Source organism: Pseudoalteromonas aurantia 208 (assembly GCF_014858725.1).
Classification (GTDB): Bacteria; Pseudomonadota; Gammaproteobacteria; order Enterobacterales; family Alteromonadaceae; genus Pseudoalteromonas; species Pseudoalteromonas aurantia.
This window is the reverse complement of record NZ_AQGV01000015.1, coordinates 360,528-378,962: the sequence shown is the minus strand read 5'-3', so window position 1 is coordinate 378,962 and position 18,435 is coordinate 360,528. Positions and strand designations below refer to the sequence as shown.

At 37.1% G+C, this 18,435-nt stretch carries 8 protein-coding genes; 7 read left to right on the top strand and 1 reads right to left on the bottom strand.

What is annotated here, in order from left to right; translation table 11 throughout:
* Nucleotides 1-154: 154 nt before the first annotated feature.
* The 3 genes from PAUR_RS20000 (at nucleotide 155) to PAUR_RS19990 (ending at nucleotide 7,839) form a co-directional block, all read left to right on the top strand.
* Nucleotides 155-4,393 carry an SIR2 family protein gene (locus PAUR_RS20000; protein ID WP_192509492.1) on the top strand — a complete coding sequence of 1,413 codons (4,239 nt, stop codon included), beginning with the start codon at nucleotides 155-157 and terminating at the stop codon, nucleotides 4,391-4,393.
* A 256-nt stretch (nucleotides 4,394-4,649) separates the two neighbouring features.
* Nucleotides 4,650-5,390 (top strand): hypothetical protein, encoded by a 741-nt coding sequence (locus PAUR_RS19995; protein WP_192509491.1) that lies wholly within the window; start codon nucleotides 4,650-4,652, stop codon nucleotides 5,388-5,390.
* A gap of 88 nt (nucleotides 5,391-5,478) precedes the next feature.
* Nucleotides 5,479-7,839, top strand: a complete 2,361-nt coding sequence (locus tag PAUR_RS19990; protein ID WP_192509490.1) for an Ig-like domain-containing protein — start codon at nucleotides 5,479-5,481, stop codon at nucleotides 7,837-7,839.
* 410 nt (nucleotides 7,840-8,249) lie between these two features.
* Here PAUR_RS19990 and PAUR_RS19985 read toward each other — a convergent pair whose 3' ends face one another.
* The gene (locus tag PAUR_RS19985; RefSeq protein WP_192509489.1) at nucleotides 8,250-12,521 is read right to left on the bottom strand and encodes an Ig-like domain-containing protein; all 4,272 of its coding nucleotides are present in this window, start codon (nucleotides 12,519-12,521) and stop codon (nucleotides 8,250-8,252) included.
* A gap of 434 nt (nucleotides 12,522-12,955) precedes the next feature.
* On the opposite strand from PAUR_RS19985, the gene PAUR_RS19980 reads away from it, so the two are divergent.
* The 4 genes from PAUR_RS19980 (at nucleotide 12,956) to PAUR_RS19965 (ending at nucleotide 18,413) form a co-directional block, all read left to right on the top strand.
* Entirely contained in the window at nucleotides 12,956-16,072 is a 3,117-nt protein-coding gene (locus tag PAUR_RS19980; RefSeq protein ID WP_192509488.1) for a fibronectin type III domain-containing protein, read from the top strand.
* A 131-nt stretch (nucleotides 16,073-16,203) separates the two neighbouring features.
* On the top strand, nucleotides 16,204-16,530 hold the full coding sequence (locus tag PAUR_RS19975) for a hypothetical protein (RefSeq protein WP_192509487.1): 327 nt from the start codon (nucleotides 16,204-16,206) through the stop codon (nucleotides 16,528-16,530).
* A gap of 252 nt (nucleotides 16,531-16,782) precedes the next feature.
* Complete coding sequence (locus PAUR_RS19970; RefSeq protein ID WP_192509486.1) at nucleotides 16,783-17,574, top strand: hypothetical protein; 792 nt, start codon at nucleotides 16,783-16,785, stop codon at nucleotides 17,572-17,574.
* A 50-nt stretch (nucleotides 17,575-17,624) separates the two neighbouring features.
* Nucleotides 17,625-18,413 (top strand): hypothetical protein, encoded by a 789-nt coding sequence (locus PAUR_RS19965; RefSeq protein ID WP_192509485.1) that lies wholly within the window; start codon nucleotides 17,625-17,627, stop codon nucleotides 18,411-18,413.
* Nucleotides 18,414-18,435 lie beyond the last annotated feature (22 nt).

The following is an 18,435-nucleotide window of genomic DNA, read 5'->3' as shown; positions in this document are numbered from 1 at the left end:
GCTTTGTTTAACAAAAACTAAGCACCTATATATGTTAACTTTTCATCTTTAGAATAGTTAGCAACACCCATTGAAAAACGTTGTTATAATGTTAAAAAAATGAGATAAATAAGTCCTTTTCGTCGTGATGCTCAGGCCTTTATCTCCCCTAATTATGAAAACAACAAATACCGAAGAACAAATATCTATATTAAGCAGCAAATTAAAAACAAACAATTTAGTTTTGGTTGCAGGTGCTGGGTTATCTAGACTTGCCGAGCATAAAATTCACAAAGACAAAAAAATGCCTCTGTGGCGAGATTTGATGGTTGATGTTGCTAAGATATATAATATTAGCGATAAGATTACGGCATCCACTTCTGCGTTAGAAGTCTTTGATTATATCGAAAGTAACTTTGGACGTAATGAGCTTGAGCAAAAAATCAGAGTTGCGTTAAATGCTGAGCTGTTCGAGCCATCAAGTGCTCATAGTGCTTTGTTAAGCATGCCTTTCAAATATATAACCACCACAAATTATGATGATTTACTGTCGCGTTATTGCGATAACCCCCCCATTGTTAACGAAAATGACTATGAGCGATTATCAATTGGTGAGAAAAGCACCATTCATTTGCATGGCGACTTATATGATCAACACACTTTAACGAATAAGGACTACCAAGGCTGGGCGCAAAAAAGAAGTACAGCTTGTAACTTTTTAACTAATTTAATGGTGAATTCGCATTTTTTATTTATAGGCTACAGCCTCAGTGATCCTCATATTTTAAATATTCTAAATGTCGCTAGAAACACCTCCAAGCGACAAGCTAAAAAATTCCATGCTTTTATTTATAACCCAGATATATTCAAGCTAGAATCATGGCGCACTGCCTATAATATCGAAGTGGTTCCTTACACATCAGAAAGCGAACTTGAAGGCTTAATCATGCAGCTATCTGATGAGGTAAACTTGGTGCCAAATGAAAGTGCGCATATCGACACAACCTGGCAAAAAAAATATTATGCATTTTTAAATGAAGTCAATAATGCCATTGACTCCAGGACGATTGGCGGAATTACAAAAAGTCGCTCTCTTTTAGATGTAAAGCTAGAGCATGTTTTTATAGAGCCAGATGTTTTCAAGCACAGTAGTGAGTCTCATATTGAACAAAAGGTAAACGAATTTCAAACCAAAGACTTTGATAAATTTTCTAGCTATATCAACGATGAAGCAATAGATAAAAGCATTCCTCTTGGAGAGTATTTAAAATACAGCGAAACTGAAAAATATGCTGAGCATTTTAGTGGTTCAGAGCGAGTTCCTGCATTTAGCGTAATAAATAAAAGTCACGCAGTTATTTTATTGGGTGAGCCTGGGCAAGGTAAAAGCACATTACTTAAAATGTTCATTAGGCACCACTTTTCTTGTAATGGTCCGTACTTTCCAATTCACCTAAAACTGGCAAAGCTTAATTCTCGCTCATCAATACTCGATGGGAATTTGATGAGCTATACCATCAGTCAGTTAGCTGGTAATTTTTCTATTAGCCCAAATGATCTCAAGTTTATCATCGAACACTGTAAAGTGGTTTGGTTACTTGATGGATTTGACGAAATTAGAGGCGAAGAAATACGTGAAAAAGTATGTGATGACATAGCGTTGCTCAAGACTACTCGGCCAACAGACCGTTTCGTTATATCGAGCCGTATTTCAGATGCTCCCCGGTTGTTATTTAGTAGTGGTTGGACCATACTCAACTTAGCACCACTGACACAATCTCAGTCCACGGAGATCATTGACAAGTGGCAGCTACAAATTTCTAATCATCTCAACTTTTCTATTGATATAAAAGCAATGCTTACGGAGTCCAGTGGTAACATCGGCGTTCGAGATTTACGTAGCAATCCTCTTTTCTTAACATTTATCATTTTATTTATAAATGATTTTAGAGAGTTACCAAAAGACAAATGGGAGTTCTATGCTAAAGTCACCGACTCTTTCTTTAATGAGGTTGAACGCCATTACAACGACTCTGAACTGCCTGACTTTTCACTTGAAGGATTTCTTTCAAAAGTAGCTTCCTATGGGTGCCAAACAAACCAAGTTATTTTTTCCAAAACTGAAATCGACCAATTACTTGATGACTACTTGCAAGCGAATGACTTTAGTAAGGTTAGCATCTCAAAAGAGCGAAAAAAGTTCTACAAAATTTGTAAGTCTCATTTAGGTATTTTTTCTGAAAAAGAAGACAATGGACTTGAAAAAGCGTTTAGCTTCATTCATTTAACTTTTCAAGAATATTTATGTGCACTGTCAATAAACAGAGCCTGTGAAAAAGCGGTAAGCCTGTTTCGACAATTTGGTGATGAACAGTCATGGTATGAAATCTGGACATTGTATTTTGCATCAATAAAAAATGACTTCTACATGGTGCAATGTATTTTAGCTGTCGCTAAAGAAAAAGGCACAATAAAGGTTAGCAGCTCCCGCTTTGAACTCGCTCTGTTACTGTCTATTGAGTTTGGCAATACAGAGGCAGACTGTGCATTGATCAATGCAGCTTATCAAGAGTTTAGAAAAGTTAAAAAGACATATGAACTGGAGAAACTTTCTTATAAAATTCAAAGACTATTGAATATATTATCAAAAACAGATTTTACTCGTACAAAGTTATTTGACTATATAGTCAACCATTGCCCTTTCCCCTTAGATGAATCTGACTGTTTAAAATCAATAAAATCGTCTCTAAAAAATAAAAAAGCGATGAATTTTTTCTTATCTCGAATTGCGAAAAAAAACCAGTTGTTTAATAGGAATCTAGCTGAAATGCTATGTGACTTTATATTTAACAAAGATGTGTTTGATGTTTTTATAGAGTCCCTTTATCATTTAGATGTAGATAATGACACAAAACTAAAATTTTTCTACAAATTAATCCCAAATTTTCATGTAAAAAATCACTTAAGGCAGCTCAACACACAAAACATTTCAAATCATCACTTTAGGTTATTTGTATACCTATCTCATGTTTTTAAAGATGGTTTAGGGTTTGATTATAACGCATATATTAATGACTATTCAGTGAGTGATACTAAGCTATACTCTGAGGTTTCTCAGCAAATAAAATTAAACGATACGAATGAACAGCTCAATATAGATATGATGAAAACTTTCTTAGACAACGAGCATAACTTCAACCTCAAAGTTGTTCTAATTTGTGCGATACACACAAAGGGCGAGCTATGCTTTAGAGTAAGAACACATCTTTTTGAAATGCTTAGCATCGCCAAAACTGAATTCATGATTAATATCGTTACTGATTTTATTTTTGATGAGCACCATACAGATGAATTTAGCAAACTAATATTGAGTAAAATATATTTATTTACTGATTATAAAATATTACTTCTAATTAATAGGCTAGAATTGAGCAATGTTACAGAAGCCGCTCGAAAAAAGCTGATAACGCAATTTTGTAAAGTTATAACTAATACAGCAAGCGAACTAATTTGTCACTTTGAAAAGGCTGCGGTTAAGTTACTTGATTACAAAATGGATTCAGACTGCTTAATCCCCATATTGATATCAACACGCAGCTCTGATGTTAAAAAGCGAGTGTTAGAAAATGCAATTGCTCACGATAATTTTTATCAGCTTTTATTTCTTATCTCATCAAATGAAAAACTACTATTCGACACTTTGATATCTTCCGTGTCTATTATCAAAGGTAATTTGAACAAAGAAGAATATGATAAGTTTCTTTATTGTATCTGTAATTCTCAGTATGAGCATGTACGCGCTTTGTCTTTTTACTTTTTTGAAACCAGCTTTGCTGAGCTCGGCGGGCTAGAAGGCGCTTTTGACTTTATATCTAAAAGTGGTGAAACAGGCTTCACCATGTTTTTGTATAATTTCGACCGCTTGATAAGCAAGGATGATATTTTATCCGCGGTTTATTTTGTTATTAATTATTTGCCTCAAGATCTGTGCTTTATGATGGCTGAACTTTTGGTAAAAAATAAAAAAATAACAAATACGAGCGAACAAGAAGCGACTATTGACTTTATGCACTGTGAATATTTCGAAAAATATCTAGACTTGGACTACAAACTGCTATTTACCAATGTGTTTGAAAAAATATTATGCAATAGGGCAGATGAAAGGGAGATATTTAACCTGCTGTTATTTTACTATTATGGCCTGATTGAATTAGACACTAAAGGGCATCAAATAGTAAAACACGTTAGCAAAGGGAATTACTCTCAGTCCATTGCCAAAATCGCCCATTCAATTAATGGCTTGACGTCTCAAAATAATGAAAATTTATTGGTTAATGAAATAAAAAATAACTCCAATATCAAAGCATCTGAGTTTTTGGCTTTTGACTTCTATTTGAAGTTAAATGATGAATAAGGCGTAGTTGAATAAAAGTAAAATAGGAAGAGTGAAATATAGGGCAAAGAGAGTAATATAGGACAGGCACATAATTATACATTCGAATCAAAAAAGCTTTCGTCCCTATAGCGACAACAAAAATTAATTGATATAATGCTAAGCTATTGTAATTATTTCTAAAAAGTTCTATTTCGCCAAACCTAATCATTTAATACTACTGAACCTTACAAATAGACTTTGACGTGCCACTCATTTTTTAAAAGGAAACCCATTAATGAAATTTTTATTACCGCTTATTGCGCTAGTAATTCCAAGCCTGACCTTTGCTGCTGCAAAAGTAACCTCATTAAATGTCGAGGGAGACACAATTATATTTGCAACTAACGAAGCAAAAACAGCGCAAAGCCCAACTTGTGTAACGCTCGAAAAAGCCGATAAATGGTCAGTGTCCTTAACCTCTGCCAGTGGGCGTACACTCTACTCATTGCTGGCAACCTCATTAGCCAGTGGTCTCAATGTTTCAGTTGTCAGCGCACAAGATTGTGCAGACGTTCCTAATGTAGAACGAGCTCTTAGCATTACCGTTGAACCTGTCACAGCAATGAGAACACCAGATTCAGGTTCACAAGTAAGCTTGTACAAAGGAGATGGTACAACCCGTATAGGTCCAATATTGACCTACCAAAATTCAAGTATTTTCTATCTCGACTCAATACAGCCTAGAAAAGTACAACACTATAAGCTTCGGGTTCGAGACTTTAGTCAATTTTATTATAATAGCGAGGATTGCTCGGGAACTCCCTATTCAACGTATAGAAATGCGATCTATTACGATCTGTCCAAAAAATCATATTATCAAACCAGTAATAGCTACACCTCGATAAACGCTAACTCTCAGAGCAGCTCCACTACTGGTGTTTGCAGCAAAATACCCCGAACTACGTACAACCTACATTCTATTGATTTTAGCTACGTTGACCCGCTATGTGGTGAGCACGCATGCCTTATATTGTAAAGATAACGGCCTAACCAATATGTTTACTCGATTAATCCACAACAAGAATCAACCACCAATAAAATTGATTATGGTATTTACCCTAATCATGATGAGTGCCCAAAGCTATGCCAGTAATGGATTTATTCCTTTAGTTATCGATTATATACAACATGATATCAAGCAAGAATCTACAGGCTCAATCGCTGTCAAAGCTGACAGTACCAACGGTGAAATTTACTTAAGTTGGCAGTCAAAAAATACATTTACTAATTGGATAGTTGAAGAATACCAGCGAGACAATACCAAAAATAGCTGGACCCCAGTTTATCAAGGAAACAAGACCGATATAAAGTTAGTTAAAACACAAAGCGCTGATTACCAATATCGTGTAAAAGGTTGTAATAATGATAAATGTCAATTAGTTACAAATTCAGCATACATTACGATAGATTTACCTATTAAAGCCCCTAAAAACTTAACAGCCATTGAACAACACAATACTCATGTAGTGAACTGGAACAGTGTTACTGAGGCAACGCTTTACCACGTAGAACTATCAATCGGCAAAGGCGAATGGCAAACCTATCAATCAACAGAACAAACATACTTGACGCTTAAAACCATTATTAATGACCCTATCACGTACCGTGTTAAAGCTTGCGATACGTTAAAAAACAAATGTTCCCCTTGGAGTACGCTTTCGGAAACAGTTAGCAGCAATCTAGTCCATGATTCAGTAACAACTGTTGTTGCAACGAGCTCTGACACTACAGGTGAAAATATTATAAAGTGGCAAGCGGTTGAACATGCAAACGATTACCGCATTGAATTATCATTTAACAACGCCAATTGGGTTTATGTTACAAGCTTACTGAATACCTATTTTAAACATTCACCTCAGGTTCACGGCGCTTATCAATACCGTATCACAGCGTGTTTCCAACAATTTTCACAGTCGGTGTGCTCACCAGTATCCCCTGTCTCTAACGTGATATTTAATAATTCAAATAACTCAACCCCTACAAATGTCACAGCACAAAGAATTGGTGATCAGCACAGAATTTCATGGAATGCGGTATACGATACGGCTATATATGAAGTGTCGATTTCAAGTGATGGCATATCGTGGTCAACGTTTAGATCACAACAACAAACCACTTTTTCACACCGGGTTTCACAACCTGGTAGGTTCAGTTATCGTGTCCGCTCATGCTTTGTCATCAATCAAGAAACAGTTTGTGGCCACTGGTCTGAACCTACTCCTGAGCTGACAACAGGTGATCTTATCGATGTGCCAAAAAATCTTATAGTTAGCAACAGTAATAATAAGATCTCCATAGCATGGAGTGGTATTTCCGTCGCTAATTATTATCAACTTTCAGTTGCGTTAAATCAGCAAGAATGGTTAACCTTACTTCAAACAACGTCGCAACTAAACTTTGATATGGCACCTCATATATCAGGTGACTACCGGTATCGTGTTAGGGGGTGTATTGAGCCAGATATTTGTTCACCTTGGTCATTGCCTACCCCCACCTCCGAAGTGAACTTACCAATAATCATTTCAGGCAAAGCACCTGAACGAGCACGTTATGACACTTTATATAGCTTTACCCCCACCATCAATACAATCGAGAAAGGTGAAATCACCTTTAGTATTCAAAACAAACCCAAGTGGGCTGTTTTTAACGTGGAAACGGGTGAGCTAAGAGGTACACCAATAGAAAGTGAACAAGGTGTATACAATAACATCACTATTTCGGTCTCTCACGCAAAAGCGATCAAGTCTCTACCTGCGTTTGCTATCACAGTTGAGCCCAATAAACAGCCTAGAATAATTGGCAATACACCTAAACACAAAGACATACTGTCGACGGCAACACCTGTCATAGTCAATGTCGATGCTGTGGACGACGACGGCACCATTGTGCTGGTTGAATTGCAGGTAAACAATGGTGCACCAAAAGTAAGTTATAGCGCTCCCTATTCTTTTGATTTAGGTTTATTGGCTGCAGGGCAATACGATATAACTGTGCGAGCAAAGGATAACGAAGGAGAATATTCTAAGGTTGAAGCAATATCTGTCACCATTGAAAACAAACCCCCTCGCATCATTGGTAATACACCTAAACACAAAGACATACTTTCGACGGCAACACCTGTCATAGTCAATGTCGATGCTGTGGACGACGACGGTACCATTGTGCTGGTTGAATTGCAGGTAAACAACGGCGCACCAAAAGTAAGTCTTAGTGCCCCATACTCTTTTGATTTAGGTTTATTGGCAGCAGGGCAATACGATATAACTTTGCGAGCAAAGGATAACGAAGGAGAATATTCTAAGGTTGAAGCAATATCTGTCTCCATTGAAGATGACAATAGCAAGAGTAAAAACATTATCTTTATCCACACAGATCTATTGGGCTCACCAGTCGTTGAAACCGATAAAAATGGAGAAACTATTTAATCTATAAAAAGGTGCAGGGAAATCCGACCCACCGGGTCGGAACAGCTGCTTAAAATCACCTATATTTAAATATATTCACACATTATAAAAAGAAAAACGGAGCATGAAAGCTCCGTTTTTTTCAAAAATCAAATAGTGTCCAGAATGATTGAACCACAACACATCTTCTTAAAATTATTATTCGTAAAGTTTTGATCAATAAGGCTCTGTTTCCGGGTCGTATATCTAATCGATTATGTTGGCACTATCACACAACAGATTACCTGACCAAATTATTGCTCTAGTAGACTCTGGCTTATAAAGCCGCCACCATAAATACTACAAAGTCGCGTTTATGGTGGCAGTTATAGCATTCGTTATTCTGCTAGGTATTTAGAAAATAAAATAGCTACTGTAGCTTTGCAAGTCCATTACATCATTGTCTCTGCCACAGAACTACCAAGAATATCTGTATGAATAAATAATACATCCTTGTTTTTATTTGAAAAGTAACTCCAAGCTGTACAAGTACCATTGCTGAAACACGTTTTTATACGATACGCCCTCTTAACCCCTTCTGCTAAAACATGACTAGTAACGCTGCCAGAAAGTATTATCAACTCATTCCAGTCCAAGTTAATATTGCTGGTGCACTCCTCATTGCATAAGGCACTTTCAATCACAAATTTCTCTGCATCACTCACAGGCGACCACTCTAAGGCACTAGGACTTTTACTTAGTTTAAATTTAGTATTATGCACTTGAACTTCATAATCACTAATTTCACTACATTTTTCTAAACCTCGAGTAGCTCCAACCTCAACACTACACAATTTAGCATTAAAGCTATAAAGACCATAGGAAGCATATCTATATTTAATAGTCCCTGTTTTCTCTAGGACGTTATCAATTAACATTTCTAATTTTTTACCATTAGGTGGCTTGACATATAAGGAAAATGCATATTTCTCAGTATTCTTGGTATTATATGTCCAACCAATATTATCAATGGAATTAATAAAAGAATTATTAGCTAACTGTAGAGCGAACGCTGGCACAACTTCTTTTAAAGAGTACCAACCACTGCAAGCACCTTCACTAAAACAGACTCTAATACGGTATATTCCACTATCGGTCATCGTACCTTTAAAACTAGTAACATCTCTATCATATACTTTAAATTGTTTCCAATTACTACTAAGTTGACAATTAGCTTCACACTTTTGTAGGTCATAATTCATAGCTAAATGAACAGGTGTCCAAGTATATTTCGAGCCTACCTTTTCAAATGAAAACACATAATCCAAAGTCTCCACAACCACTGACGTTTCATTTAAACCTCGGCAAGGTTGAACCTGCCCTACTTGGGTAATTGAGCTTTTGCACGCATGCACGTAAAACTCATACCTACCAGGGGAATTAAAAGTATAAGCGAACTGTCCAGAACCATTATTCATCACTGTAGACAATGCTATAAGCGCACTCCCTCCTGGGGGCTTAACGGAGAGTGTTGTATAAAACAACTGTTTAGGTATTGATTTGAAATGCCAATTAATTGTACTTTCTGCCTGCTTAAATACCCGCTTTGGTACATCAATATTAATGGCGATAACTTCTTCTTTTTCGACTTTAATTAAGTGCTCTTTATCAAACGAAAAGTTAAGCGCTGAATTTTTACAATGCCATGTAATGGAGTAAGTTTTTTCTTCAATAAAAGAATGTGTTAACGTCCCTTCGCCAACAATATTTTTATCTAACTCAGGCGAGTAACACCCAAAACCTTCTGGTAAAGCCCAGGAAAACTCATTGGATAACCCCAGTTCTAAGATTTGGCTTTGCCAAGCTAAACTGTGACAATAAGTATTAACCTTAACAGTCGCAGGTGGAGACACTGCGCCCTGAGTGTTAATAATCTGATATTCAAACTTGTCTTGCTGTAAACCAGTCCTTATACAGCTATCATTGTCATGTTTATAGATAGCTGACTGTTTGTCGGTTGATATACTTACCTCGCCATACTTTGGCAGAGTGATAATTTCATGCGCACTAATATCTAAAGCGGGTGTATTTAAATCTGTGTCGTTCGACAAAATTGGAATTATGACTTCTTGCCCACTTCCAAGTATGACTTGATCTGACTCAGCATTTGGGGCGTACGTACCACAATCTAATCTAACTAAGCGGGGAGCAGATTTTAACCCTGTATCATTGACGATAGTATACTTAAACCAATCAACAACACAGCTGTCTTTGTTTGGTACATACAATACTTCGCCATTATGGTACGTGTTAACTATAGTGCCACTGTGAGGGGACTGCGTTATTTCCCCCATATGAATTTTTCGCCCATAAGGGTCATAATCGTCTGGCACGCATCTCTTTGGTAAAATCGCGCCTTTTGGGTAACCATCATTACATGAATTATCGATTACATTTGCAACTAACGGCTTATTCTTTTGATATTGATAAACATCCCCTATTGCAACCGGTTCTGGAGAATATGGGCAGCGGGTTAATATTTTAACCGTCGCTGGGCGAGATTCTAAGCCTGCACTATTCGTAATGGTATAAGCAAAAGTGTCTATAAAAGTCGATTCTTTTTGGCAATTAGAAGCAACACTCTTATATTGTATAATTTTTCCTTCATGTGTAACATTTAATTGACCATACTCAGCATACCATGTGATTTTTGTACTGACGATTTCAAGCCCCCTTGGATCCGCCTGCCCTAATTTATAGGGGGCTATCCATATGGGTGCAGCACCATACTCTATTTTATATGTTTCATCGCCCATAGTAATAGGTCTACCATCAATTATGTTCAACTTGTATATGTAGGGCTTGGATTGAACACCATAAGAATCTTTAAAAATAACGGGCGCCATAATTTCACCGAAATAGCCAGGTAGAGGGGTTAATGTCAGTTTATCATCACTAAGTATGTAGTTTTCGCCCGCTTCAATTTTAAACGGCAGCATATGACGATTATAATTAAACGTGAAGAGGTCTTTTGCTAGCGTAAAAGATTCATTTTGTATTAGTATATGAGGTGCTGTGTTCTGAGATTTAATAGTATTTTGAGCTCTTATTAACGTACACACAGGATTAGAACGACCCGACAAGCTGTTCTCTTTCCAAATAACCACAAAACATACTTCGCCTTCTTTTGATGAATCTTTAATATCAAATAGTTTATTTCCCGGTGTGACTAGATAATTACGTTTTAGGTTATTAGGCCCATAATGAATAATACTATATTGTGCTGACTCATAGTTTTGTAACCATGCCAACGTGATCTTGCTATTAATTAAAGTTACTTTAGGTAAAGGGGCAAGTACGACAGGCGGTGGGTTTACGGTTAACTTTGATAACGCTGAGCTCTTATTACACCCTCTATCATTGCACATCGCGATAGATAAAGACTCAAGCCCAACCTTAACCGGTGTATAAGTAAATGTACTCCCTTTATTCTGAGCAACAAAATTATCATTACTAAAAAGCTGATAGTATGTATTTCCTACTGTACTTGTGGGAGCAGAATAAGTGATGCTTACTTCATCCCCTAACACAATATTATTTTCACTCAATGACATCGCAATGTTGTAATCTAAAGAAGGTTTTGGCAGCACATACATCGATATTATCGCACTTTCACTAGAGCACGACACACTACTACAAGCTGTTATGGTGAACCCAAGCTCGCCCGGCTTTTTTGGGGTTATACAATGAAAAGTGCCTATTCGAGTTCCACTACCCGCACCTCTAAATTTAAAATAATATCTATTAGCATTATTTACCTTCTCATAGTTAATGCACGTACTCTCTCCTTCAACAGCAAGCAATGGTGCCTGAACATTAACAGGTCCAAGATCTACCAGCGCGATTTGTATTTCATTACTAAATGGATAGCATGTAAATTCTGTACAGGCTCTCACCTTGAGGCTGCGAGTTATTGGACTATAGCCAATAGGCCTAATTAATACTGAGTTATTGGCTGTACTTAAAAGCAGTGCATCATTTTCGTACACTTCATAACGAACAGCACCGTTAACAGGCGATATAGTAAGATCAAAAGCAGAACGAAAAAACGTCGACTTAGGCGCAGAAAGCTCGGGTATTTGGGGGTTATCACTCGAACGAAAACGTAAAATTGACTGAATCGTATGAACTGCACTGAATGAGGTAAAGTTATTCTTAACATGATAGGCATGCGAACCTAGCCTATCTAAAGTATAGCACTGTGTGCCGCCACGTGTGGAGCCTTTCATCTTACCTTGTAAGTACGGGTGGTAATTCTTCCCATAGGGCATCATGGGGAAATCAACACAAAAGTTCTCATCTGTATAAAGCGCTCTAGGCGTATCAAATTGGATCGGCTCATATAACTTGGGGTATACATGAATAAGCAGCTTATTGCTAAATCCACTACAGCCACTTTCATTGCAAGCCTGTACTTCAAAATAACCATCCCCTTTTTTTTGCCAAGGTACAAAATAGTCATATGTATCTTGAGTAGTAGAGCCTATGAAATCACCATTAAAAAAAACTTTATATGAACTTGCTCCTGTAACTTTTACTATAGAGACACGGCTTACAGTATTATATTCGTACTCATAGCCGCCAGATATAAATGGGGCCAGTGGTTTTGAAATCACGTTAAACGATAAAAATAGAATGAAAAAATTAATTATTTTAAAATGCATTAGCAGTCCTTTTTATATTTCGACGAATAATACCATCACTCAACTTAAAAACGAACAGAATAGAATAGAACAGCGACACAAACGCAACACTGCATTTACAATGCAATTGCAAATATGTAATACCATAATAAATTCAAACGTCGCTTTATATCGCAAATACAAAGTTTTTAAGATATTAAATTAATATATGGTAGGAAAAACACCTTCAATTCATGCACATTAAATGATCGATTTTAGTTAGTAATTCACATGATTCACGACAAAAACACCCGAAAAGAATTTTTAATTCACTGGTTAACATATAGCTATAGTTTGAAATGACATAATGAAGTTGCAAACTAGCGAGCTTTTGTGACTGTTTATTTCTAATGATTTTTAATTAACTTAATTTATGGTAAAGTTAATAGCCACCTCTTCTTTTAATTGGATTTTCAGTGATTTTTTATAAGCGTTTAGCTTGTTTTATTGTACTAATTTATTCTTCATTATCATTTGCTTCCCACCCGATTTCCCCTGAGTGGGTTCATGTAGTAAAAAATTCCAACAAACCATTGCAGTCGGTATTAATATATTGGACAACTTCTAAAGATTCTACTCACTATGCAATAGAGGCACTTACACCGTCAGGAAAAGGTTGGTTCAATATATTGGATGATAGTGCACAAGAATATGAAAGGCTAAATGTTGATTTGTTTATATCGGGTGGTAGTTTTTATGGTCCTCAGGAGGTTGGGGTAGCTAAGATTGTTGATATGTCAGGAGGGCGCTATAGTTTTAGGGTGAAGGCGTGTAATGAAAACGGATGTTCAAATTACACTGGAGGCCTAAATTATAACTCTTCTAGAACATCGACGGTTAACATGGGAGATCTATATACGGTATCACCACCAACGCTTCGAGCTATAGATAATCAAACTTTTGAAATCACATTAAATTCAACAACTGCTGGACGCTTTTCAGATGCACATATGAATATTTTAGCGAATGGTAAACCAATTGATGAGGATTCGTCTCTTGAAGTTGTAAGCCCATTTAAAATTTCTGGAAAATGGGGTGATTACAAATGGAAAGCAACATACAAATTAAAGCAAGGCTTCAACTACGCTCGATTTATATTTAAAGGACAAGAATGTATAAATCTTCGGCCTTGCTCAACTTTTAGCTCAGATTCCAAAGCCGTTACATTAAAGCGTTTAAACAGCCCTCAACCCGAGCTGTTATTAAATAAGATAAACGAAAGTGTACTCCGTTGGAATAATGTAATTTACGCAGATTATTACATTGTTGAATACAGCCCAAGTACTGACTCTAATAGCGATTGGCACGTATTAAGCCCTGTTCAAGAGCTCGAATTTAATTTTAACAAGTATATTGCACATGCCAAAAGAGTGAGACTGAAATCCTGCAATCAGATATCTAATGAGTGTTCGGCATACTCTAGTGTGCTTTTAGTCGAAGAAGTTACGCCTCCGCAAAATGTAAAAGCAGTTAAAAGCGGCAATGAAATTCTCATTGATTGGGACCATGTCTCTGGTGCACTGCATTATGAAATAGAAATGAAAGAGAATGAATGGAGCTGGGTTACCGCTACTGATTCACATTACATTGCGGCGGAAAATAGAGGAAATAAACATTTAAATAAAGCGGTATTTGGCACGCAACCATCAGGCAAAAGGCAGTTTCGTATTGCTGCCTGCAGTGCGAGCGTGTGCTCCTCATTTTCAGCCCCTTCAAACAGGGTCGAATTTATGGATGAATTAAGTCCTCCTCAGGCCCCTTTTGTAAATAATACGCCTGATGGTTTATTCATCGATTGGGAACCGGTAACAGCTGCTGAACAGTACTTTATAGAAATATATCTACCTAACGGACATTGGGTGAATTATACCAAATATCTAAACTTTACTTCACCGCTTTCAATTGTAGGTCTACAACATAAGGTCGGCTGGGTACGGTTTCGGGTGATTGCATGTAATCAATTAGTGTGTTCACAGCCTTCACCTGCCTCAAATTGGTTAGGGCAATATATTAAACCAAAAGTACCTACACAGCCTTCAGGTCTAGCTAAATCAGATAGAGTGACAGTTCGCTGGGAACCTGTATCTCATGTTGATAAATACATATTAAAAGAAAGTATGAATGGCCTAGAATGGGTCGATATTAGTGAGCAACTTCAAAGCTCAACCTCAAACAGCTTCTCAACGACACGGCCGCATGGCGTTTATTCATATAAAGTAGCAGCATGTGAACAAGGAAATTGCTCGGAGTTTTCTGTTAGCTCTTACCCTATTCAGACTTATGATCAAAGTAGCGTATCTGAACCACCAAATAGGGTAATTGTTGAAAGTACCAATAAAACGGTATCGGTTAAGTGGGACTTGGTTAAGGGCGCATCGCATTACAAACTTGAACTGATGCATGAAAATGAGTTTTGGCAAGAAGTCAATATCATCGAAATGCCAACCGGTAGCAATAGGCTTTTTGCCTCTTATACCCATAAGCCGCATGTCTCTGGGAATTTTCAATATAGGGTGTCAGCATGTATCCAATTAAGTTCGGGGGAGGTGTGCTCTAGGGGTTTTACATATTCTGAAGGCATTAACTATACAGTCCCATTTGATTACTCGAACCCAGATTCTGTAACCGTTGAAAAGTATAATGATGAAATTCAGGTTAAATGGGGTGTTGTGCAAAGTGCGACTTTTTACAAAGTACAATTAAGTTATGACGGTCAACCTTGGTTAGAGGTTACTGATGTATTGCAGCCACAACTAGGTAATAAAGTGTATGTTGACTTCTCACACCAGCCAAAAATGACAGGAAGTTATAAATATCGAGTAAAAGCATGTATAGGGGAAATAAATGAAATGGATTGTGCTGGAGGGTATACAGAGTCAGGTGCGTTGTATTATGCAGTGCCTGTTTGTAGTTCTACTCCTAAACTCTCTGCGGCTGAAGAAAAAAATACAATCAGTTGGTGTGCATTACAAGAGAAATCGATTAAATATATAGAAATCGAAGCTGCGGCTTGTGATGGTGATTGTAAGAAAAACGAAGCCCGATTGGTTTGGAAAACCATTAAATCAAATATACCGGTTGGTAATTTATTTGAAAGTCAGTTTGGTTCTATCACCGGTTTGACTGTATTCAGGGTGAGGGGCTGTAAGATAGATGGAGTTTGTTTTGGGTGGAGTAACACTGTCTCATTAGACTTATTCGTTGATTTCCCGCCTGATTTGCAAGTTCAAAGCACTGCCATGAGTTGGTCAGAGGTGCCGAATGCTACTTCCTACATTATTCAAATAGCAAAATGTAAACAGCCTTGTCATGATTTTAATAATGTTACATGGGAGGTAATAGCAACTGATAATAAAGGGGTTTTGAGTTACGCATATAATGCTAAAGACAATGAAATATTCAGAGTAAAGGCATGCTTTAGTGCAAATAGATGCACTAGTTGGAGCAACCCTGCTTTTTATATACCTAGGATTAAGGACGTCATATTTATTCATACTAACTTACTAGGTAGCCCAATGGCTGAAACTATATAACCAGTTTGCTTTAATTTTATTTTTCTATCACATTTTCAATGAAGGGTTTTTATATATTGGCTCTATTTATGATTGTACCTTTTTGTTTTTTTAATTATAATTGGCATTAACTTTATTTTTTGTGAGTTTAAATGCGGATTATTTATTTTTTAGTGATTACTTTTGCTAGCTTCTCTTGTATCAGCTTGGATGAAAAATATCATATTACTGAGGTTGAAGTTAAAAATGATCAAGTGTGGTTTAAAACTAACCAAAAACGCAGTGCTTTAACATCTTGTTCTCGACTTGAATTAATGGATCAGTGGTTAATCGACCTAAACAGCAAAGGAAGCGCCAATCTTTTGAGTTTAGTGTTAGGTGCATTTGATAGCCAATTAGGGTTAAATATTGTAGGTTCAGGCCGTTGTGCAACAGGTACTGAGCTAGAAATAGTCGAGAAGATCACCGTCGCTCGCTAGAGCTTTAAATATGTACTGCTAGCTTTTTAATCTTGATATTAATTTTTTAGCGTATTTTTAAATTAAGAGGGAGGCTATAATTCCCCCCCACCCCACCGTTACTAATGTGGTTACCATATATAAAATTTAACTAATTATACAAACAATAGAGTCCAATATTTTGCAAGGGAAGTTATATTATTTACCTTCGGATTAACTCTAGAATAAATTACCACTTGATAGACCTTTATTTTTTAATCCCGGAGCAAAGCGATGATTAAACGCTTACTATTTTTATTTACGATGACATCTATACCCTTAATGGCTTTTTCAGCCTCTTCAATTAAAGAGCTAGAGGTACTCGGTGAAACAGCTATTTTTACCTTATCTCAACCTAAAGTTCACCAAGTGCCCAGTTGTGTCAGTGCTGAACATCATAACAAGTGGGCTATCAACTTAAGTTCTTTGCAAGGTCAAGCCATGTATAGCTTACTGGTGACCGCGGTTTCTAAAGAACAGCCAGTTAAAGTCAGTTCAACACAGCGATGTGAATCAATCGCAACCATTGAACAGGCCGCTGGCGTGGCACTCCATAAAAAGCCCACTCAAGCAAGCAGCCAAGTACCCGCATTGTACAAAAGTGATGGTGTAACCAAGTTAGGAAATATTATTGGGCAGTATAGAAATGAGACTTATTATGCATCTGAGGTGGGTAGTAAAGGACCGAGCATTTATATTCTTTATGAACATACCACAGGGCTATTATTTTTAGATGCACAGTGTCGTGGGGAAGCATATTCAGAGTATGGCCTTCAGAAGCGTCCCATTTATATTAGAAATTTAGACTATTATGGTGCGAAAAGTCACCCTGATAACATAGATGACCGACTCAATACTAAAGGGCAGGTTAAAGTATACGAATCCAGGGTAGAATATATTGATACGGTGCCTGAAACAACCTGTCGATATAAGGGTTTTATGGCCAGTATGTATTCAGAAAGTGTAACTAAGGTAATTCGATACCCTCATCCATTATGTGGCGAGAGCGCGTGTATTATTAAATAAAAAATGACCCGTGTTAATGAAAGAAAGCAATGAATAACCAAAGGAAGAAGATGAAATATTTAATAGCACCTTTAATCGCACCTTTAATTGCCTTAATGACACCTAGTATGGCGTTAGCGGCCTCTACAGTATCGCAACTTACAGTGGAAGGTGAAGTGGCCACATTTACATTATCAGAGCCAAAAACCCATACCGTACCAAGCTGCGTTACTGCTGAACGCACTAACCAGTGGGCAATAAATTTAAGTTCTTTGCAAGGCCAAGCTATGTATAGCTTGTTAGTAACTGCGGTGTCTAAAGAACAGTTGGTCTCGGTGCACTCAACAATGCGATGCGAGTCGTTGGCGGGTGTTGAACAAGCCGCACGTATTTTACTCAGTATTAATCAAAGCTCAAATGGCAGACATGATGGCGCATGGCTTTATAAAGGCGACGGTTTCACCAAAGTGGGCAAGGTCATATCAGGTGACAGTGGATGGTATCAGTATGCACCCATTGGGGGCACAATTAAAATGCACCTTTATCGCCCCGAAATTGTAGAAAATAACAATGGTTTTTCTTATTTAGATGCTGAGTGTAAGGGAGATCCTTATCTGGATTATCATGGCTATGAGTATTTGAAGTTTGTTAAGCCAGTAAATCATTATTTAACGTACTCGGATTCAACTATCAAAGGAAACCGTTTAGCTGATCATGGTCACGTTCACTTTTATAGAGGGGATACAAATGGGGGTTGTACTAAAGAAACTCGCAGCTTAGCTTATCAATCTACCAGAGCGGTAAAGCTTGAGAAAACGGAACACCCACTATGTGGTAGTACACCGTGCTGGATTAAATAAACCTAATTATAAAAACAAATAA

Excerpts from the sequence above, each read along its gene's own strand:
- PAUR_RS19995 (WP_192509491.1), top strand. The coding sequence starts at position 4,650 with ATGAAATTTTTATTACCGCTTATTGCGCTAGTAATTCCAAGCCTGACC.
- PAUR_RS19970 (WP_192509486.1), top strand. The coding sequence starts at position 16,783 with ATGATTAAACGCTTACTATTTTTATTTACGATGACATCTATACCCTTA.
- PAUR_RS19990 (WP_192509490.1), top strand. The coding sequence starts at position 5,479 with ATGATGAGTGCCCAAAGCTATGCCAGTAATGGATTTATTCCTTTAGTT.
- PAUR_RS20000 (WP_192509492.1), top strand. The coding sequence starts at position 155 with ATGAAAACAACAAATACCGAAGAACAAATATCTATATTAAGCAGCAAA.
- PAUR_RS19965 (WP_192509485.1), top strand. The coding sequence starts at position 17,625 with ATGAAATATTTAATAGCACCTTTAATCGCACCTTTAATTGCCTTAATG.
- PAUR_RS19985 (WP_192509489.1), bottom strand. The coding sequence starts at position 12,521 with ATGCATTTTAAAATAATTAATTTTTTCATTCTATTTTTATCGTTTAAC.
- PAUR_RS19975 (WP_192509487.1), top strand. The coding sequence starts at position 16,204 with ATGCGGATTATTTATTTTTTAGTGATTACTTTTGCTAGCTTCTCTTGT.